This is a genomic window from Pseudomonas nabeulensis (assembly GCF_004682045.1).
In the GTDB taxonomy this organism is placed as follows: domain Bacteria; phylum Pseudomonadota; class Gammaproteobacteria; order Pseudomonadales; family Pseudomonadaceae; genus Aquipseudomonas; species Aquipseudomonas nabeulensis.
The window spans coordinates 1-21,328 of record NZ_QUZT01000018.1 but is presented as its reverse complement, the minus strand read 5'-3'; the positions used below and the strand labels follow the sequence as shown (position 1 = coordinate 21,328).

The window sequence follows — 21,328 nt, the reverse complement described above, 5'->3', positions numbered from 1 at the left end:
GCATTGCTCGATTCCGTAGAGTCATTGTCACCCAAGGAACGCAAGGCGCTCGCCACTTTGCTCAAGCGCCAGGGCGTCAACCTCTATGGGCTCACGCCGATCTTCAAAAGAGCCAGTGCCGAACCTCTCCTGCTTTCCTATGCCCAGCAACGCCAGTGGTTTCTCTGGCAGTTGGCGCCGGACAGCAGCGCCTACAACATCTGCGCGGCCCTGCGCCTGGAAGGCGCGCTGGATGTCGATGCCCTGCGGGCCAGTTGTGCTGCTCTGGTGGAACGCCATGAGGTGCTGCGCACCACGTTTTTGCAGGAGGATGATCGGACGGTGCAGGTGGTGCATCCCGCCGGTGAATTCAATTTGTACGTCGACTCCTTGAGTGATGGCGATACTGAACGTCAGATCACCGACTATGTACAGGCCCAGACTTCAAGCCCGTTTGACCTGCAACAGGGCCCCCTGCTGCGCATGAAGTTGCTGCAAGTGGCCGAACAGGACCATGTGCTGGTACTGACAGTGCACCATATCGTCGCCGATGGCTGGTCGATGCCCATTCTGGTCAATGACCTGGTGCAACTGTATGTCGGTTACACCCAGGGTCAGGCGGCGGCGTTGCCAGCACTGCCGATCCAGTACGGCGACTATGCCCTCTGGCAGCGCAATTGGATGGACGCCGGCGAACGCGAGCGCCAACTGGCTTACTGGCTGGAAAAACTCGGGGGCGAGCAACCGGTGCTGGAGCTGCCCGCCGACCGTGTGCGTCCGACGGTGCCCAGCGGTGTCGGTGCACGGGTGGCTATCGACGTGGATGCGGCCTTGCTGGCGTCCCTCAAGGGCCTGGCGCAACAGCAGGGCGTGACGTTGTTCATGGTGCTGCTGGCGTCTTTCCAGGCGTTGTTGCATCGCTACTCCGGGCAACGCCAGGTGCGGGTCGGGGTGCCGATTGCCAATCGGGCCCGCAGTGAGACCGAAAGCCTGATCGGCTTCTTCGTCAACACCCAGGTGCTGCAGGCCGAGTTCACCGCGCAGATGCGCTTCAGCGACTTGTTGGAACAGGTGCGGCAGACGGCGCTGGATGCCCAATCCCATCAGGACCTGCCTTTCGAGCAACTGGTGGAAGCGCTGCAGCCGGAACGGAGCATGAGCCACACCCCGATGTTCCAGGTGATGTTCAACCACCAAACCCAAGCCGCGAGTGCTGGCCGCCAGCTCCCTGGACTGAGCGTGAACACGCTGGACTGGCAAAGCCATACCACCCAGTTCGACCTGACCCTGGACACCGCCGAGCATACCGCCGGCCTGTCGGCGTCCCTGACCTATGCCGTCGACCTGTTCGACGCTGGCAGCATCGAACAGTTGGGTCGACATTGGCATAACCTGCTGCTGGCAATCATTGCGCAGCCGCAGCAACGGGTCGATGAACTGCCGTTGCTGGGCGCCGACGAGCGCCAGCGCATCATCCATGACTGGAACCGCACCACGGCGGACTATCCCCAGGGGCAGTGCGTACCGCAGCTGTTCGAAGCCCAGGCCGAGCGATCCCCCGAGGCCTGTGCCTTGGTGTTCGCCGGGCAATCGCTGAGCTACCGTGAACTCAACCGGCAGGCCAATCAGTTGGCGCACAAACTGCGCGACCTGGGTGTCGGTCCGGAAGCGTTGGTGGGGGTGGCCCTCGAGCGCGGACCGCAGATGATCATCGGCCTGTTGGCGATCCTCAAGGCCGGCGGTGCCTACGTCCCCCTCGACCCGGATTACCCGTCCGAGCGCCTGGCCCACATGATGAATGACAGCGGCCTGCAACTGCTGCTGACCCAGGGCCGCCTGCTGGAAAACCTACCGATCCCGGCAACGGTCCAGAGCCTGTGCCTGGATCAGGCGTCAGGCTGGCTGGACGATTGCAGTGAGCAAAACCCTGTGGCGCAGGTATTGCCGGGGAACCTGGCTTACGTGATCTATACCTCCGGCTCCACAGGCCTGCCCAAGGGCGTGACCATTCGTCACGACGCCTTGGTCAACTTCCTGTGGACCATGGGCGAGCGACCGGGCATAACCGCCAGTGACCGGGTTTTGTCCCTGACCTCGTTGTCCTTCGACATCGCGGGCCTGGAGTTGTACTTGCCGCTGTTGCGGGGCGCTGCGGTGGTGCTGTTGCGGGACCAGGAAAACAAGGACCCCCATGCGCTGCTCAAGGTTATCGATGAGCAAGCGGCCAGCGTGATCCAGGCCACGCCGTCGACCTGGCGCATGGTGTTGGATGCGGCCCCGGAAGGCGCACTCAAGGGCAAGAAAATCCTCTGCGGCGGCGAGGCCCTGACGGCGGAACTGGCCCAGCGCCTGATCGCCCAGGCCGGTCATGTCTGGAACCTGTACGGTCCCACCGAGACCACCATCTGGTCCGGCGTACACTACGTCGGCCCGCACGCCGGAACCTGGCTGGGGCGACCCATTGCCAATACCGCATTCCATATCCTGGATGACAACTTCGATGCAGTTCCCGTGGGTGTCAGCGGCGAGTTGTATATCGGCGGTGACGGTCTGGCGCGGGGTTACCTGCGGCGTCCCGGCCTGACCGCCGAACGCTTTGTACCGGACCCGTTCGGCAACGGTCGCCTGTACCGTACCGGCGACCTGGTGCGCTATCGCCAGGACGGTGTGGTGGAGTACATCGGGCGCCTCGATCACCAATTGAAAATCCGCGGGTTCCGCATTGAGCTGGGTGAGATCGAAGCATGCCTGGTGGCCCATGAGCAAGTGCGCGAAGCCGTGGTGATCGATATCGATGGCCCGCTGGGAAAACAATTGGCTGCCTACCTGGTCAGCGTTGACGCCGCTGCCCACCAGGCCGACGACGATGCCCAGAGTGCCTGGCGCCAGGCGCTGAAAAACCATATGAAACAGCAACTGCCCGACTATATGGTGCCGACGCATCTGGTAGTCGTGGACAAGCTGCCGCTGACCCCCAATGGCAAGGTCGACCGTAAGGCCCTGCCGCGCCCGGATGCCACTGCGCAGCAAGGCGTCCATGTCGCGCCGCAGACGCCACTGCAAGTCGCCTTGGCACACATCTGGGCCGAGGTGTTGAAGGTGGACCAGGTCGGCTTGACCGACAACTTCTTCGAACTGGGCGGGCATTCGTTGCTCGCCACTCAGATGATCGGACGCATTCGTCAGCGCCTGGATCTTGAGGTGCCGTTGCGCCGTCTGTTCGAGGCTCAGGACCTGCAGGGGTTTGCCGAACTCGCCGCGCAGGCGAGTGGTGCCGCCGTACAGGCGATGCCTGTAGTCGAGCGCGGCCAGCCGCTGGCGGTGTCTTATGCCCAGCAGCGGCAGTGGATTCTCTGGCAGCTTGAGCCTGCCAGCGCCGCCTATAACATCAGCGCTGCCCTGCGCTTGACTGGCCACCTTGACCCTCAGGCGCTGCGCCAGGCTTTCGAGGCGTTGATCAGCCGCCACGAAACCCTGCGTACCACCTTCCGTCAGGACGGTGATACGCCGTTGCAGATCATTCATCCGGCCACGGCCTTTGTGCTGGATCAGGAAGCGCTGGACAGCGAGGCGCAACTGACGGCGCGGGTCCAGCACCTGGTGCAACTGCCGTTTGACCTGGTACAGGGCCCGTTGCTGCGGGTCAAGTTGCTGCGCCTGGATGCTGATGAGCACGTGCTGGTATTGACCTTGCACCACATCGTGACCGACGGCTGGTCAACCTCCATCTTGGTGGATGAACTGGTGCAACGCTATGCCGGATTCAGCCAGGGGCAGGCCGTAGAGCTGGCGCCATTGCCGATCCAATACGCCGACTACGCCGCCTGGCAACGCCAGTGGTTGCAGGCCGGCGAGCGCGACCGCCAGTTGGCGTACTGGACGCAGAAACTGGGCGGCGAGCAACCGGTGCTGGAGTTGCCCACCGACCGTGCCCGCCCTGCGTTGCCCAGTCGTGCCGGCGCCCAGGTGACGATCAACCTTGAGCCGGCCATGATCAACGATCTCAAGGCCCTGGCCAAACATGAGGGCGTGACCTTGTTCATGCTCTTGCTGGCCTCGTTCCAGACCTTGTTACAGCGCTATTCGGCGCAGTCGCAGGTGCGGGTGGGTGTGCCGGTGGCCAACCGCACGCGTGGCGAAATCGAGCGATTGATCGGCTTTTTCGTCAATACCCAGGTGCTCCAGGCCGAATTCGACACCCATGCGACCTTTAGCGACGTCCTGCAACAGGTCAAGCACACGGCACTGGAGGCCCAGGCCCACCAAGACCTGCCGTTCGAGCAACTGGTGGATGCGTTGCAGCCACAGCGCAGCTTGAACCACAGCCCATTGTTCCAAGTGATGTTCAACCACCAGACCGACGTAAAGGGCCCCCGTCTATCACTCCCCGGCCTGACCGTGGAAGGTCTGAATTGGCAAGCCCACAGCACCCAGTTCGACCTCGCCCTGGACACCGTCGAACACCACAGTGGCCTGTCTGCGGCGTTTACCTATGCGACCCAATTGTTCGACGCCAGCACCATTGAACAGATGGGCCGGCATTGGCGCAACCTGCTGCAGGCGATCATCGAGCAGCCGGCGCAGCGTGTCGATGAACTGCGGCTGCTGGATGACGCCGAGCGGCGCAAGATTCTGCGTACCTGGAACCGCACCGATGCGATCTATCCGGGTGAGCGCTATGTTCATCAGCGCTTCGAGCACCAGGTTCGTCAGCAGCCCCATGCCCCTGCGTTGCTGTTCGCCGACCAGACCCTGAGCTATGAGCAACTCAATCGTCGGGCCAACCGTCTGGCGCACAAGCTACGCGAATTGGGCGTGGGCCCTGAAGTGCTGGTGGGCGTGGCGCTGGAGCGCAGCCTGGAAATGGTGGTGGGCTTGCTGGCCATTCTCAAGGCTGGCGGTGCCTATGTGCCCCTGGACCCGGACTATCCGACGGACCGATTGGCCTACATGCTGGAAGACAGCGGGGTGAAGCTGCTGCTGACCCAGAGCCACCTGCTGGCGCAGTTGCCCATCGCCGAATCGATGCACAGTCTGTGCCTGGACCAGGACGGCGGCTGGCTGGAAAGTTACAGCGACAGCAACCCGTCGCCAGCACTGTCGTCCAATAACCTGGCCTATGTGATCTACACCTCTGGCTCAACCGGTCGACCCAAGGGGGCAGGCAACACTCACGAGGCGTTGCTCAATCGCCTGGACTGGATGCAAAAAGCCTATGGCTTGCAGGCTGACGACACGGTGTTGCAGAAGACGCCGTTCAGCTTTGACGTGTCGGTGTGGGAGTTCTTCTGGCCGTTGATGGCCGGCGCGCGCCTGGCCATCGCCCAGCCCGGCGACCATCGCGACCCGGAACGCTTGCGCGACACCATCCAGCGCTATCAGGTCAGCACCCTGCATTTCGTACCTTCGATGTTGCAGGTGTTTATGAGCAGCGAAGGTGTGGAGCAGTGCCAGAGCCTTCGTCGGGTGGTGTGCAGCGGGGAGGCCTTGTCCAAGGCACTCTCGGACCAGACCCGGGCGCGCTTGCCTGCCGCTGGCCTGTACAACCTGTATGGCCCGACCGAAGCGGCTATCGACGTGACCCATTGGACCTGTGGCGAGGAGCACGGCGTCAGCGTGCCCATCGGCCTGCCGATCGACAATCTCAAGACCCACATTCTGGAGCCAAGCCTGACCCCGGCGGCCCGTGGGGTCAGCGGTGAGCTGTATCTGGGCGGGATCGGGCTGGCCCGGGGATACCATCAGCGCCCGGCACTCACCGCCGAACGTTTTGTGCCTGACCCGTTCGACCCCGTCGGTGGCGGCCGCCTGTACCGTACCGGCGACCTGGCGCGTTACCGCGAGCACGGCGTGATTGACTACGTCGGTCGCATTGACCATCAGGTGAAGATCCGTGGCCTGCGCATTGAGCTGGGCGAAATCGAGGCGCGACTGGTGGAGCACCCTCAGGTGCGCGAGGCGGTGGTGCTGGCGGTTGACGGTGCGCTGGGCAAACAGTTGGTGGGCTATTGCGTGACGGCCGACGGTACGGTGCCCGCGCCGGGCAGCGAGGAGGGCGCCCGGTTGCGCAGTGAACTGGCGCAGTTTCTGGGCCGGGAATTGCCTGACTATATGGTCCCGGCACACTGGCTGCTGCTGGCACAGATGCCGGTTACGGCCAACGGCAAGCTTGCCCGCAACCTGTTGCCGGCGCCGGATATGAGTCAGGCGCTGGAGGAGTACCGTGCACCGCGCACGGAGGTCGAGCAACAACTGGTGACGATCTGGCAAGACGTGCTGAACCTGCCGCGGGTGGGCGTTATCGATAACTTCTTTGCCCTGGGCGGAGATTCGATCATTTCGATCCAGGTGGTCAGCCAGGCCCGGCAGCTGGGTTTGCAGCTCGCCCCCAAGGATCTGTTCCTGCAACAGACCATCGAGAAACTGGCTGGCATTGTGACCCAGGTGCAGGCTCCGGCTGACGTGCAACCTGTGGCCTTGCATGGCTTGAATGAGCGGCAGGTGCAGGCGTTGCCGATTCCCCATGGGCAGGTCGAAGCGCTCTACAGCTTGTCACCGATGCAGCAGGGCATGTTGTTCCTGGGGCTCAACAGCGACCCTGAGGATGAGTTGTATATCAACCAGCTCAATGTCTCGGTCGAAGGCCTGCAAGTGGCGCGCCTGCGCCAGGCATGGGAGTCCGTCGCGCAGCGCCACGATGTGCTGCGCACCGGCTTCCTGTGGCAGAACCTGGATGAGCCCGTGCAGTTCGTACTGCGTGATATCGGGTTGCCGCTGACCGAACTGGACTGGCGTCATGAGCCGGCCACGGACGTGCTGGTCAAGGACCTGGCGCGGGAGGAACGCTTGCGCGGCTTCAACCTCGCCCAGCCGCCCTTGCAGCGCGTGGTGTTGATTCGCCTGGGGGATGACCGCTACCAATTGATCTGGACCTATCACCACATCCTGCTGGACGGCTGGAGCACGTCGCAGTTGATGGGTGAAATATTGGCCGCCTATTCCGGGCAGACCCTCGCGCCGGTAGTGCCTTATCGCAACTATATCGGTTGGTTGCGCCAACAGGACCCCTCGATCAGCCAAGCGTTCTGGGGCAAGCAGCTGGCCGAGTTCGAGGAACCGACTTACCTCGCCGATGCCTTCGCCAGTGGCAAACGCGAACAGGGGCACCAGGCCCTTTACAGTCGCTTCACGCCGCAAGTGACCCAGGACTTGAAGGCGTTTGCGGCTGCGCAGCGTATAACCCTGAACACCCTGGTACAGGGCGCGTGGTTGTTGCTGCTCAGCCGTTACAGTGGCCAGCGTACCGTGTGCTTCGGGGCGACGGTGGCCGGGCGCCCCAGCGCCTTGCCGGGGGCACAGAGCATGCTCGGCCTGTTCATCAATACCTTGCCGGTGATCCATGAAGTCGACCCCCAGGCTTCTGTCGGCCAATGGTTGCAGGATTTGCAGCGGGTCAACCTGGAGCTGCGCGATCATGAATACACCCCGCTGGGGGATATCCAGCGCTGGGCCGGCCGCAGCGGGCAAGCCCTGTTCGACAGCATTATCGTGTTCGAAAACCAACCGCTGGACCGCACCCTACGGGAGTGGAAGGATGACTCCCTGCGCTTCGGCGATGTTGGCGGTGCGGGCCTGACAGACTTCCCGATGGACCTGATGGTGACCCTGGAAGACTATCTGGCGATCGAGTACATGTACTTGCGCCAATGCTTCAGTGACGCGGCCGTGGAAGGCATCCGGGCGAATATGGAAGCGTTGATGCTGGCGCTGGCGGCCGACGCTCGCCAACCTGTCGGTAATCTGGGCCTGAAGTACACGCCGCCTGCGCCACAGCTTGCACTGCCAGCCAGTGCACCCGCGCCGCTGGTGCATGAGCGCATCCAGCACTGGGCCGAGCGCCAGGGCAGCGCGACGGCGGTCAAGGTCGGTGAGCGCAGCCTGTCGTTTGCACAACTGGAAACCCGTGCCAATCAACTGGCCCATCACTTGATCGCCGAAGGCGTGGGGCCGGAAGTGCGGGTAGGGGTGGCCTTGCCCCGCAGCGAAACCATGATCGTCGCTTTGCTCGCTGTCTTGAAAGCCGGCGCGGCCTATGTGCCCATCGATGCGGCTTACCCGCGCGAGCGCTTGAGCTACTTGATGCAGGATTCCGGCATTGCGCTGTTGCTGACCGACTCGCGGATCGTCGCCAGCCTGCCCATCAATCCGGCGCTGCATGTGCTTGAAGTGGACCGTCTCGAAACCTGCCAATGGCCCGCGTCGGCCCCGCAGAACCGGGTTCATCCGGAAAATCTCGCCTATGTGATCTACACCTCCGGCTCCACCGGCCAGCCCAAAGGCGTTGTCGTCAGCCACGGCCCGCTGGCCATGCACTGCCAGGCCGTGGGTGAACGCTACGAAATGAGCCCTGCCGATTGCGAGCTGTTGTTCATGTCGTTCGCGTTCGACGGCGCGCACGAGCGTTGGCTCACTACCCTGACTCACGGCGGTTGCCTGTTGCTGCGTGATGATGAGCTTTGGACACCTGAGCAGACCTACAGCGCGATGCACCAGCATGGCGTGACCGTGGCGGCGTTCCCGCCGGTGTACCTGTTGCAGTTGGCCGAGCATGCGCGGCTCGACGGCAACCCGCCACCGGTACGGATCTACTGCTTTGGCGGCGACGCCGTGCCCGAGGCCAGCTACGCGCTGGCGCGCGAGGCGCTCAAGCCGCAGTACATCATCAACGGTTATGGCCCGACGGAAACCGTGGTCACGCCATTGATCTGGAAGGCCGCCGAAGGCCAGCCATGCGGTGCGATCTACGCTCCGATCGGCGAGTGTGTGGGCCAGCGCAGCGCCTATGTCATGGACATTGACCTGAACCCTCTGCCACCGGGCGTCGCGGGCGAGTTGTACCTGGGGGGCGAAGGCGTGGCACGGGGCTATCTGAACCGTGCCGGCCTCACCGCCGAGCGCTTTGTGGCAGACCCTTGTGCCCGCGGCGGTCGCCTGTACCGCACCGGCGACCTGGTGCGCCAACGGGAAAACGGCACATTCGACTACCTCGGTCGCCTGGATAACCAGGTGAAGATCCGTGGGTTCCGTATTGAGTTGGGGGAAATCGAAGCCTGCCTCACTGCCATGGACGAGGTCGGGCACGCCGCCGTGGTGGTGCGCGAAGGGCCGAGCGGCAATCAGCTGTTTGGTTATGTCACCCTGAGTGATTTTGCGCCGCAGGGCGTGCTCGACAGCTTGCGCGAGCGCTTGAAGCAGGCGCTGCCCGACTACATGGTGCCGGCGCAACTGATGGTACTGGACCGACTGCCCCTGAACCCCAATGGCAAGCTGGACCGTAACGCGTTGCCGATGCCCGACGCGCGCAGCGAATACCTGGCGCCACGCAACGAGCTGGAGCAGGCCATGGCCGCTATCTGGCAAACCGTGCTCAAGGTCGAGCGGGTCGGGGTGACGGATAACTTTTTCGAGCTGGGCGGTGATTCGATTCTCAGCATGCAGGTGGTGGCCAAGTCCCGCGCCTTGAAAAAATTCGGCTTCACCTTGCGGCTGCGTGATCTGATCCAGAAGCCGAGCATTGCCCAACTCACCGCCGCGCCGGGCAAGAACGTGCCGTTGCTGGCGCTCAATGCCGAGGTCAGTGGTACAACGCCGCTATTTTGCGTGCATGCGGGGTTCGGTACGGTATTTGACTACGAACCGTTGGCGCGTCGCCTGAACGGCACTTGCGCGGTGATCGGTATCCAGGCCCGGCAACTGCTGGACCCGAACTGGGAGGAGCAGTCCCTGGTCGCCATGGCCAAGGACTACGTCGGGTATCTGCGTGACAAACAACCCCAGGGGCCGTATCGCCTGCTGGGCTGGTCGTTGGGCGCAACCTTGAGTCTGCTGATGGCCGCTGAGCTGGAGCGACAAGGGCAGGGCGTGGAGTTTCTGGCGCTGCTCGACAGCTTCGTACCGTCACCGGCCAATGTTCAGCAGTCGGATCACTGGCTGGATGATCTGAGCGAGTTGTTGCGTGCGACCGTCCCTGGCGCCGCCGCCGTGGATGTGTCCGACACCCGCGAGGAAAATCCGCAGACCGTGCGGGCACTGATCGTGCAGGCGCTGGGCCAGGTGCCTGCCGGATTGGGAGTGGATGAGCTGACGCAAGTCTTCGCCTGTGCCCGGACCCTTAAACGCTTGTCCCGAGCGCTGGACTACTGCCCGAAAGTTGCGGTGCAGCCATTGAGCTGGTGGGTCGCCGGGCGTGACGACGAACAGCACGAGCTGGCTCGTCAGATCGGCTCTGCTGGCTGGGTTGCCCAGCCGTTGACGTGCGGTCACTTCCAGGTGCCGCGCGAGCCGTCGGTATTGCGTGAATTGGAAGATGCCCTCAATGAGCTGCTGGCGGTTACCGAACCTTCCTGAACCTTGAACCAGTCGACGGGCACCACCGAGCGTGGTGCCCGTCCGGAGAACACTTGATCATGCCTCTCAATCCCGACCTCGCCGCCTACCTGGAACTGGTGGGCAGCGGCCGCCGCAGCGGTAAAGCCTTGCCGATGCATCAACTGCAACCTGAGGAGGCCCGTCGCCAGTTTGACCAGTCGTCGGCGCTGATGGACCCGGGCGCCGATGAGCCCGAATTTATCCAGACTATTGCCCTGACGGCCCGGGACGGCCAGCGTTTGCAAGCCCGGCTGTATCGTCCGCCGGAGTGGGACGCCAACCAGCTCAGTGGTGCCGTGTTGTACCTGCACGGCGGTGGCTACGTGGTGGGAAGCCTGGATTCCCACGATGCCCTGTGCTGGAACCTGGCCCTGGATTCGGGCTTGCCCGTGCTCTCGCTGGAGTACCGATTGGCCCCGCAATGGCGCTTTCCGACGGCATTCAATGATGCCGAGGACGCTTGGCAATGGTTGGCTCTCAATGCACGGGAGCTGGGTATCGACCCTGAGCGCATGGCGGTGGTGGGCGACAGTGTCGGCGGCAGCCTGGCCACCGTATTGGCCAATAGCCTGGCGGCCCAGCAGGCCTTGCCGCACCCGCGTTTGCAGGTGTTGATCTATCCGGTCACCGATGCCAGCCGTGTCAGTGCCTCGGTGGAGCGCTATGGCGTCGGCCATTTGCTGGAGAAAGACACCCTGGAGTGGTTCTACCAGCAATACCAGAGCAACCCCGCTGACCGTTTGGATCCCCGGTTCTCGCCGTTGTTGGGCACGGTGAATGCCCACGTTGCACCGGTCTTGCTGATCGTTGCCGAGTGCGATCCCTTGCATGACGAGGCGGTGGCCTATGCCCGACATCTTGAGGCCGGTGGCGTGGCGGTGCAGTTGGAGGTCTTCGACGGCATGTGCCATGACTTCCTGCGGATGGGGTCGATCATCGATGAGGCCGACCTGGCCCGTGAACGTGTCGCGCAGGCACTGACCCAGCGGTTGGGTTGACCTTTGCAGGTGGCATAAAAAAACCGCAGCCGTTGGGCTGCGGTTTTTTTTACGCGTGGATCAGAAGGTGTACTTGGCGGTAACGGTGAAATTGCGTGGGTCACCGTAGACATCGTAAGGGCTCCAGGTGGAGTTGCTGGCGATGCCCTGGTAGTACTTTTTGTCGAACACGTTGTTGATGTTCAGTTGGGTATCCAGGTTTTTAGTGACCTGGTAGCCGGCCATCAGGCCGAACAGGGCGTAGGCTTCCTGTTCGATATGGTAGTTGCCGAACACGTTGCTGCCTTTGTTGTAGGTGCTGCTCTGGCTGTAGACGTTTGCACCGATTCGCAGCTTGTTCAGGTCGCCCTGCAGGTGGTAAGTGGTATTGGCCTTGAACATGTGGCGAGGCACATCGGTGTCGAACAGGGTGCCTTCCTTGTTCTTGTCGGCATCTTTTTCGTACTTGGCCTGGGCGAAGGTGTAGCCGGCGCCGATCTGCCAGTTTGGCGTCAGGGCGCCGTTGATCTCGAGTTCGATACCCCGGCTGCGGACCTTGCCGGCAGCCTCGTAGCAGGCGTAGCTGCCTACGGGGATGACTCGGCAAGTGCTGACGTCCGCCACTTCTGCTGCACGGTTGAGCTGGTCGATCTGGAACAACGAAGCGCTGGCATTGAGCGCGCCATCAAAGTATTCCCCCTTGATGCCCACTTCATAGTTTTCGCCCGTGATTGGCTTGATCCCGGCACCGTCGCCGTTTTTCTCGTCCTGGGGCTGGAAAATATCGGTGTAGCTGGCATAGACCGAATGGTTGTCGTCCAGGTCGTAGATCACGCCAGCGTACTTGGTGACGTGGCGTACTTCCTTGGTTTTGCCCGAGGTGTAGTACTGGTCGTTGGTCTGGTCGTAGATCGACGTCGAGTCGTACCAGTCCAGGCGTGCGCCGAGAATGACTTTGAGTGGGTCGGCGAGGTTCCAGCGCGTGGTGACGTAGAGACCCTCCTGGTCGACCTTGTCATTGATGGAGTAAATGTCTGGAACGAAAGGCCTGGGCGTATTCGGGTTGAAATTATTGATATCGATATTGTTGAGGAAGGAGGTGCCGCCCACGGCCTCGGTCTTGAGTTGACGCTTGCTGGCGCCCACCACCAGTTCGTGCTGGCGTCCCAGCAAGGAGAACGGGCCGCTGGCGAAGAAGTCGTAGGTGGACTGGTCGTAGTCACGGGTCTGGTTGAACACCCGCTGGCGGTACGTCGCGTCGTTGTTGCGCTCCAGTACGGCGCCACCCAGCTTGAAGTCGGACCAGTTCTTCGACGCGCCCAGGTGCAGGCGCCAGTCGTTGTCGAAACGTTGGTCCAGTTCGACGAATACGGTTTTGTTTTCGACGTCCTGATGCGACCAGCTGTAGCCGAACGACTTGGAACGGTTGAAACCCATGTGGCTGCCATTCGGGCTGACCGGCAAGCCACCCCAGTTGATGTTGTTATTGTCGTTCTGATCGGAGGCGCCCACGGTGAGGGTGGTGCTGTCGGTCAGATCGAACTCAGTGATGCCATAGAACACGCCGCGTTCACGCCCGGCGTAATCCTGGTAGCTGTCCTTGTCGTGGTAGGCACCGACAAAACGGCCACGCACGCTGCCGCTTTCATTGACCGGGCCGGACACGTCCAGCTCACTGCGGTAGTTGTCCCAGCTGCCGGCGCTGCCGGTGATGCTGGCCTGGAATTCCTTGGTGGGACGCTTGCGCACCATGTTAATGGCGGCCGATGGGTTGCCGGCACCTTGCATCATGCCGGTGGCGCCGCGCACTACTTCGACGCGATCGTAGGGGGCCAGGTCGGCAGTGGCGACCCAGTCGGCGTTGTAGGTGGTTGGCAGGCCGTCAAACATGATGTTGGTGATCGGGAAACCACGGGCGAAATACTCGCTGTTGGCCGGGCGCGCGGCAGACAGACGCAGGCCGGGCGTGGCCTGGACGACGTCATCCAGGCTGCGCATGCCTTGGTCATCCATGCGCTGGCGGGTGATCACGGTCACCGACTGTGGGGTCTCGCGCAGGGACAGGGGCAGTTTGGTGGCGGTCTGCATTGCACCGGTGGTGTAGGACCCGGTGTTTTCCGTGGTGCTCCCCAGGGCCTCGCCGCTGATGGTGGTCGCCCCCAGTTGCAGCGCGTTGTTGTTCGAGGCGCTGACCGTCACGGAGGAACTTTGCATTTGGTAATACACACCGCTGCCCTGCAGCAGTTTGGCGATGGCGGCCGACGGCTCCAGGTGACCGGAAACGGCAGTGCTGCGCTTGCCTTCCACATCTTGCGGGCTGTAGAGCACTTGCAGGTTCGACTGGGTGCCGAAGGCCTGCAATGCGCTGCTCAGTGGCTGCGCCGGAATGTTGAAGGTTATTTCCTGGGCTTGTACCAACATGGGCAACAGGGCGCTCAGGCCCAGGGTACAGAAACGCAGGTCCGGCTTGAGTGCATGACGGATCACTAGGGCCAGGGCCTGGGGGCGAAGTCGATGTGCAGGCATTTTAAAAAGTGCTCTTGATGGTCGGCAGTGGTTAAAGGTAGTGAGATTGTTTCTCAATCAACTAATAAGACGCACGTCCCTGGAAAAACCGGAAATTAAACAGTGGCGATTTCCTGTTGTTGGGCGCTGACCTTCCCGGCACTCATGTGCACCAGCTGGTCGGCTATATCGAAATAGCGATCGTCGTGGCTGATGACGATGATGGTTTTGCCCAGGCGCTTGAGGTCGGGCAGCAGCTCGGTATAGAAAATCCGGCGGAAGGTCGGGTCCTGGTCGGCCGCCCATTCGTCAAACACCAGTACGGGGCGTTCTTCGAGCCAGGCATTGACCAGTGCCAGGCGTTTGCGTTGGCCGGTGGAAAGGTCGGTGGTGGTGAAGGCACCGTCCTTGATGCTGACCTTGTGGGCGATCTCCAGACGTTGCAGGTACTGGTTGGCGGTGTCGGGAATGTGCAGGCCGTCACGTACCAGGTCATCGAACAGGTAGTAGTCGGCGAAGATGGTGGTGAACAACTGGCGGTAGTCGTCCCGGTTTTCAGCCGTCACCGGTCGGCCGTTGAGGCGCACTTCGCCCTGTTGCGGCGCATAGAGCCCCAGCAGCAACTTGATCAAGGTGGTCTTGCCGCAACCGTTTTCGCCGACGATGAAGATGATGTCGCCTTGCTTGATGTTCAGGTTTACCGGACCCAGGCGAAATGGCTCGCTGCCCTCCACGGGAGGGAAGTCAAAGCGCACATTGTTCAGTTCCAGGCTATGCACCGAGGCTTTCGGCGCTTCGGCATCACTGAGCAACAGATGCGGCTCCGGCGAGGAAAAGCGCTCCGACAGGTCGGCAATGCGTCGGAAGGCGATCTGCGCACGGCTGACAATCGGCAGCGTTCCAATCAAGTGCTCCAGTGGCCCCTTCATATACAGCAGTACCAGCACGAAACCGCTCATCACGCTTTTGTCGGCGCTCGGCCAGTAGGCCTGCAAGGCCAGGGCCAGGCCGATCACCACGAAGAACAGCATGGAGCCGAAGGTCTTGGCGACGATAAAGATGTTCACCGAGCGAACCTGGGTGTCGCAGATGCTGTTGGCGGCGGCCTGGATGCCATCGACATTCATGCGGTGGCGACGGGGGCGATGGATGCGCAGCTCCTTGGCGCCGGAGGCAATCGCGGTGTAGTGCTTTTGCAGCTCTTCTTCCTGCTCCCGCGCCGCATAGAAGCCGCTCATGCCACGGGCGCGCGCGATGTATTGCGCGACGCTGCCGATGACGATGGCGATCAGCATGATCACAAACATTGGCCACGACAGCATTGCCAGGTAACCCAGGCAACCGAGGGTCACGGTGAAGGAAATGGCCAGCGGCGCAAAGGCGAAGGAGAAGTCGCTGATGGTGTCGATGTCGTGGGTCAGCACCGGGATCAGCCGGTGGTTGCGATAGCGCTCGATCTGCTCGATAGGCGCCGAGAGCACTTTCTCCCCCAGTTCCTTGCGCAGCCGGGCAATGATTTTCTGGCCGACGTAGTTAGTGCCGATATCCGAGAAAATCGAACTGGCCAAGGCCAGCACACAAAGGCCGGCGAACAGCAGCACCACCCCCTGGGTGAGACCGGTGTCCGAGTGCAGTGAGGTATTGATGGTCGCCAGCAGGGTGGTGATGGCCAAGCCACCCACCATGCCCAGCACAATCGAGAGCGTCACGATGGGCCAGAAAGGTTTGAGCAGGGCGAAAAGTTCGCTGATGGCGCCGCGAGGTTGGCTGGTCATGAAAAATTCCTGTGTGGGGAATGCCCGAAATCCGGCACGAACGACCCGAAGGGCTTGGATTTCTGGAGGGTTCTTAGCAACTAGACGAAGGGCGGCAGGCGGGATTTAGGGCAGTGTGGCGAGCGGGCTCGCCACGGGACGCAGAAGGTTCAGAGTTCCCGTGCGACGCGGAACCCGAGGAAATCACCTCTGACATTTTTCTCTCGGCTGTTGCGATTCCCGGAGCGGGAGAACACCGGCGCTTCGCCCCAGTCATTGCCACGGATATGGGCGTCGTTGCAGTCACCGCCCGTCAGCCAGGCGCTGCCGTCGGTGGGGGCGCCTTCGTAGTTGGGGTGCCAGCAGTCGGCGACCCACTCGTAGACGTTGCCATGCATGTCGTACATGCCGAAGGCGTTAGGCGGGTAGCTGCCCACGGGGGCGCTGTAGGTATAGCCGTCCTTGGGGCCATAGGTATTGGCGTGTTTGCTGATCTGGTACTGGCCTTCCTCATCGAAAGGGAAGGGGAAGGGCCCGGTAGTGCCGGCCCGGGCGGCATATTCGCGTTCGGCCTCGCTGACCATGCGGTACGTGTGCCCGGTTTTCTTCGACAGCCAGTCGGCATAGGCCTGGACTTCGAAGTAATCGATGCACACCGCTGGCTGGCGCGGTCCCTGTTTGTAACGGGGCTTGCTGGCTTGGCACAGGCGTCCTGGGCGGGTGTCGCCATCCTTGATCACCACACCGCTTTCACGGATGTAAGCGTCCAGTTCCCCGGCGGTGACGTGGAAGCGGCTCATGGCAAAGGGTTTGGCGAAGGTCACGGTATGTTGCGGGCTTTCGTCGCCTTCCTTGCCGACTTCACCCTCCGGCGTGCCCATCACGTAGCTGCCAGCGGGTAGCACCACCATTTCCGGGCAGTTCTTGCAGTCCTTGAACACCTTGCCGGGTGCGGGTGTCGGTGCTGCGTGGGCGGCACCCGCGAGCAGGGTCGCCAGGGACAGGGCCAGCAGCCCGCGCAGGGAGCGGGACTGGCGAGTAGGCAGTGGGACTTTGTTCATGAGTCGTCTCTATAAAGGAAAAAAGGGCGCCTCGGGGCGTTTCGGGTCATAGGGTTTGTTCAAGCACCGCCATCAGGCGGTCGATCTGCTGTTCGTCGTTCAGCAGGCCGGGGGCGGTACGCACCACCGGGCCGGCGTCGCGGTGCACCGCGTCGACCACCACGCGTTGTTGCATCAGGTGGGCGGCGACTTTTTCGCTGTCCTGGCCCTTGACCCGGAAGAAGGTAAAGCCGGCTGACAGAGCGGGGCTGAGCGGGGTCACCAGCTCAATCTGGCGGTGTTGTTGCAGGCGGCTCTTGAGGTAGCTGTTGAGTTCATGGATACGCGCCTGCACGTCGGCCTTGCCCAGTTGCAAATGCAGTTTGAAGGCTTCGTCCAGTGCCCAGCGATGTTCGAATGCGTGGTAGCCGCCGGGGGTCATGCTGGTGGCGAAGTCGGTGTCCTGGGAAAAGGTCGGTTCGGTGGGGGTCACGTCCGTGAGTATTTCGGAGCGAGCGCAAATGATCCCGGTGCCTCGGGGTCCGAACATCCATTTGTGGGTGCCGGCAATGAAAAAATCGCAGTGCATATCCGGAAACGCCAGGTCTTCAACACCAAACCCGTGGACACCGTCGACCACATAGAGAATGCGGTCCTTCTCTTCCCGCTGGCGGTTGCGTTCTTCCACCAGCTTGCCGATTTCCCCAATGGGCAGCTTGACGCCGCTACCCGACTGCACCCAGGTCATGCCCAGCACGCGCGTGTTGGGGCGGATGGCGCGGTCAATCGAACCGAGCACTTCGTCTGCCGAGACCCGGTAAGCATCCTCAAACAGTTTGATCTTGCGCACCTGGGTGCCTTCCTTGCGCACCCGGAACTCCAGGCTGTTGCGTGTGGAGTAGTGCTCATGGACGGTGGTCAGAATTTCCTGGTCGGGCCGCACGTGGATGCCCCCGTAGATCATCGCCAGGCCTTCGGTGGTGCTGCCGGTGAGGGCGATTTGTGCGGGCTTGGCCTGCACGTAGCGGCCAGCCCATTCACGTACCTGAGCCTCGCATTTCCAGGTGTGTTCAAGCTCCCAATCCATGGCCAGGGCCGGGTTGCGGTCGAGGTCGGCCCGGTGGCGTTCGATGGCCTCGCGCACGGGTTTGGGGTGGGAGGTGATCAGAAAGTTGGAGAAATGCAGGTAGGCCGGATCCTGGTTGAACAGCTGGCGCAGTTCGGTCCACTTATCCTGGCTGCCCGCGGGCGGCTGCGTGCCGAAAGCCTGGGGGGCGAAGGCGGCGCCCAGGGGCAGGCTGGCAGCGAGAAGGCCGGCCTGCTTGAGAAATGTGCGGCGGTCAGTCATGAAGTCGATTCGCTTGGGAAAGAAAGTATGTCAGCGCTGAGCGACGGGTTTGGCGGCTTGCTGGACCTCGGCCCAGACCCGCAGGAAGTTGCCGCCCCACAACTTGGCGATATCGGCTTCCGAGTAGCCCCGTTGCAGCAGCTCGGCGGTGACGTTGCGGATCTCGCCGACGTTGTCCCAGCCTGCGATCCCGCCGCCATCGTTGAAGTCTGAAGCAATGCCCACATGATCGATGCCGATCTTGCGCACGGTGTAGTCGATGGCGTCACCCAGGTCCTTGAGGGTGGCCTTGGGTTCGTCTTCGAGGATCGCGTACAGGCTGCTGGCGTACTCACCGAACTTCTGCTCGGGCCAGGCCGCAATGATCGGATCGCCCGGCATCAGTGCCACGTGCAGGTTGGGCAGGGGCGGCAGGTCGAAATGCGCACGCAGCGTATTGAGTTTTTCCTGGGTCTTCTGCGTCAGTGGGCGCAGATAGGTACCGAAGCCGACCACTTGCACCACGCCGCCGCTCTGCTTGATCAATTGCATTTCTTTGTCGCTGAGGTTGCGCGGGATATCCACCGCTGCGCGAGGCGCGGAGTGGGAGGCGACCATGGGCGTGCGGCTCAAGCGTGCGACCTGCTCCAGGGCCTTGGTCGACATTTGCGAAACGTCGATGATCACCCCCAGGTCATTGAGGCGGTGCACCGCTTGCTGGCCAAGGTCCGACAGGCCGTCGAGCGCGTCGGTGGTGTCATTGAAGAAGGGCAGCGGGCGTGATGAATCGGACCAGGTATTGTTGCCCACATAACTGAACCCGAACATGCGCATGCCGCGCGCGGCCCACAGGTCCAGCTGGTTCAAATCGTTGCCCAGCGGGTAGGCGTTGAGCATGCTGATAAAGATCGCAAACTTGCCTTCGCCGTGCAGCCGCCGGAAATCCTCGGGGGTGTAGGCAATGCCAACCTGATTGGGGTAGTCACGCACCATGCCCGAGATGATCTTGTAGCGCACCTCTTGTTGGTTGCGGGCCTCGTCGACAAAACCATCGGTGGGTTTGTGTGGCGCGTTTGGCCCGTTCCACATCTCCGGCCAGCCGAAGATCGTCAGCGCCGCACCGGACAGGCGCCCCCGGTTGGCCTTGACCAGGTCAAACTGGCCGCTGCCATCCTTGTCGGCCTCCTTGCCGGCAGTGCCGAAGTCCAGAGGCACGGTGATATGGCTGTCGAAGGACAACACGCGCTCTTGCAGTTCGTTGGCCTGCTTGATCACCGCAAGCGGGTAATCGCTCCTGAACCAATGGTCCCAAGCCAGGAAACCGGCCCCGGCCCCGATGGCCAGCGCCAGGGGCAGGCCTATATACAGTGCCTTTTTTGAACGTGGTTTTGTCATTGCCGTCTCAGTCGGTTGAGGCCTTTGCTATCTGGGAAGAACGAGCGATGGAGCGAGAAATTTAGGTGCCGTCGCGCAGGCTATAAATTTTTCCGCGATGCATACGTTCTAGCTCTGATAAAGCCGTTTCCTAAGGTAGACAATGACGATCTCTCGACGTGGGTTCATCGCAGGCTTGGCGCTGACGAGTGCCGCCGTGCCGGCGGCCTTTTACGCCCATCGCGAGCTGACGCGCGAAGAATTCCCCATTACTCCGGGTGAAGCCACCGTAGACCTGGCCGATACCACTGGCCAGCATCTGGCTGACACCTTGCGCGGCGTATGGAGCCTGCGCATGGAGGGGCGTGATGCCGCTATCAAAGGCTTGCCGCACCAAGGCCTGGAACTGCTGCTGGACATCGCGCCTCGCGGTCGTGGCCTGCGGGGCTATCTTGATACCGCCGCCAATCTGCGCAGCGAGGGCGAGCCCCGTTATCGCGTATTGGGGGATTTGGCGGGCGTAGCGGGCAATGTGCTCTATTGGCGCCTGATCGACCGCGACACCACCGACGGCTCGCCTGCCTATGAGTTCAAGACCACGGTCGATGAAGTCTGGGCCAGCTTCGGCAATGCCGGCACTACAACCCTCAGTGGGCAGATCTTCGATTTACAGCGGCCCTTGGCACTGGTCGAGCGCGACCATCGCTTTGTCGCCCACAAGCAGTTGTTCCCTGAGGCGCGCCAACGCATCGGGCTTAACCCCACGCTGCTTGCGTGGCTGATCTCTCCCGAACACCGATTGTTCCACCAGCTCTGGCACGCCACCCGTGACAAGTGGCACAAACTCTCCGAAGAAAAACACGAGGCGCTGCGGGGCATCGGCTGGCAACCCGGCCCGCGTGGCAAGGAGCGCGATGCCCGAGGCAAACGCAAGGACCGTAACGGCTCGGGCATCGATTTCTTCTTCATGCACCGCCACATGCTGGGTACCGCACGTTCCATGCAGGACTTGCCCTCATGGCCCGCGTTTCCCGAGCCCCAGCCCGCCCTGGAACGTGATCGCCTGGGCTTCGTGCGCTACTTCGACAACCAGGATGGCTTTGCGCTGCCGCCCACGTGGTCGGCACCGGACGATGCCGAATACACCCAGTGGGTCAGTGATATAAAAGCTGCCGAGACCTATCACAGCAACTTTCAGGTCTGGGAGTCCCAGTACCGCGATCCGCGCTACCTGGCCAAATTGACCTTGGGACAACTGGGTTCCGAGATGGAGCTGGGCCTGCACGACTGGCTGCACATGCGTTGGGCCTCGGTGCCTCGCGACCCATCCAATGGCGGCCCGGTGCCCTTTGCCCGCGACCCCTCGGACTTTGCCCCACGCTGGTACGCGCCCGAGAACGACTTTCTTGGTGACCCGTTTTCCTCCCACGTGAACCCTGTGTTCTGGCACTTCCATGGCTGGATTGATGACCGTGTCGAAGACTGGTTTCGCGCTCACGAGCGCTTCAACCCCGGGGAAGTGAGCCGGCTGGAGGTCAATGGCGTGGCCTGGTTCGCACCGGGGCGCTGGGTGGAGGTGGGCGACCCCTGGTTGGGGCCGGATACCCACGGGTGCAGCACGACGCCTGGGTTGCAAATGGGGCGGTCGATGGAGATGGATCCGGAAACCATGAAGCTGGCGCTGCGAATTGTGTTCAGTGATGAGAACGATGCCCTGAAGGGACTGTTCAAACGCGTGCCGAAGCGGCCTTGGTATGCGCGGCACCTCAAGATCAAGCCCCGCGAAGCTTAACGGCCTCACTACATTTGGCTCTATGTCAGGCTTGGAAATTGAGTACACCGCTGATCCCCTGTGGGAGGGGGCTTGCCCCCGATGGCGGTGTACCAGTCAACCCACCTGCAAGCTGACCCACCGCCATCGGGAGCAAGCTCCCCCCCACATTT

General features: G+C 62.2%; 8 protein-coding genes. 3 read left to right on the top strand and 5 right to left on the bottom strand.

Annotated elements, in window-relative coordinates; genetic code table 11:
• The first annotated feature begins 3 nt into the window (after window positions 1-3).
• Together DYL61_RS11880 and DYL61_RS11875 are read left to right on the top strand one after the other, a co-directional pair.
• Entirely contained in the window at window positions 4-10,386 is a 10,383-nt protein-coding gene (locus DYL61_RS11880; protein ID WP_476705392.1) for an amino acid adenylation domain-containing protein, read from the top strand.
• 59 nt (window positions 10,387-10,445) lie between these two features.
• Entirely contained in the window at window positions 10,446-11,405 is a 960-nt protein-coding gene (locus DYL61_RS11875; protein ID WP_135308446.1) for an alpha/beta hydrolase, read from the top strand.
• A 60-nt stretch (window positions 11,406-11,465) separates the two neighbouring features.
• Here DYL61_RS11875 and DYL61_RS11870 read toward each other — a convergent pair whose 3' ends face one another.
• The 5 genes from DYL61_RS11870 to pvdM all read right to left on the bottom strand — a co-directional run bounded on the left by DYL61_RS11870 (window position 11,466) and on the right by pvdM (window position 19,405).
• Entirely contained in the window at window positions 11,466-13,910 is a 2,445-nt protein-coding gene (locus DYL61_RS11870; protein WP_135308445.1) for a TonB-dependent siderophore receptor, read from the bottom strand.
• A 95-nt stretch (window positions 13,911-14,005) separates the two neighbouring features.
• On the bottom strand, window positions 14,006-15,664 hold the full coding sequence (locus DYL61_RS11865) for a cyclic peptide export ABC transporter (protein ID WP_135308444.1): 1,659 nt from the start codon (window positions 15,662-15,664) through the stop codon (window positions 14,006-14,008).
• 149 nt (window positions 15,665-15,813) lie between these two features.
• Window positions 15,814-16,704, bottom strand: a complete 891-nt coding sequence (pvdO, locus tag DYL61_RS11860) for a dihydropyoverdine dehydrogenase (protein ID WP_135308443.1) — start codon at window positions 16,702-16,704, stop codon at window positions 15,814-15,816.
• A gap of 46 nt (window positions 16,705-16,750) precedes the next feature.
• A complete protein-coding gene (pvdN, locus tag DYL61_RS11855) occupies window positions 16,751-18,031 on the bottom strand; it encodes a pyoverdine-tailoring periplasmic protein PvdN (protein WP_135308442.1) in 1,281 nt (426 codons plus the stop codon).
• A 30-nt stretch (window positions 18,032-18,061) separates the two neighbouring features.
• A complete protein-coding gene (gene pvdM / locus DYL61_RS11850; RefSeq protein ID WP_135308441.1) occupies window positions 18,062-19,405 on the bottom strand; it encodes a pyoverdine-tailoring dipeptidase-like protein PvdM in 1,344 nt (447 codons plus the stop codon).
• Window positions 19,406-19,547: 142 nt separating this feature from the next.
• Between pvdM and pvdP the strand changes: the two genes are divergently transcribed.
• Window positions 19,548-21,176, top strand: coding sequence for a pyoverdine maturation tyrosinase PvdP (gene pvdP / locus DYL61_RS11845; protein ID WP_135308440.1), 1,629 nt, complete (start codon window positions 19,548-19,550; stop codon window positions 21,174-21,176).
• Window positions 21,177-21,328: the final 152 nt, after the last annotated feature.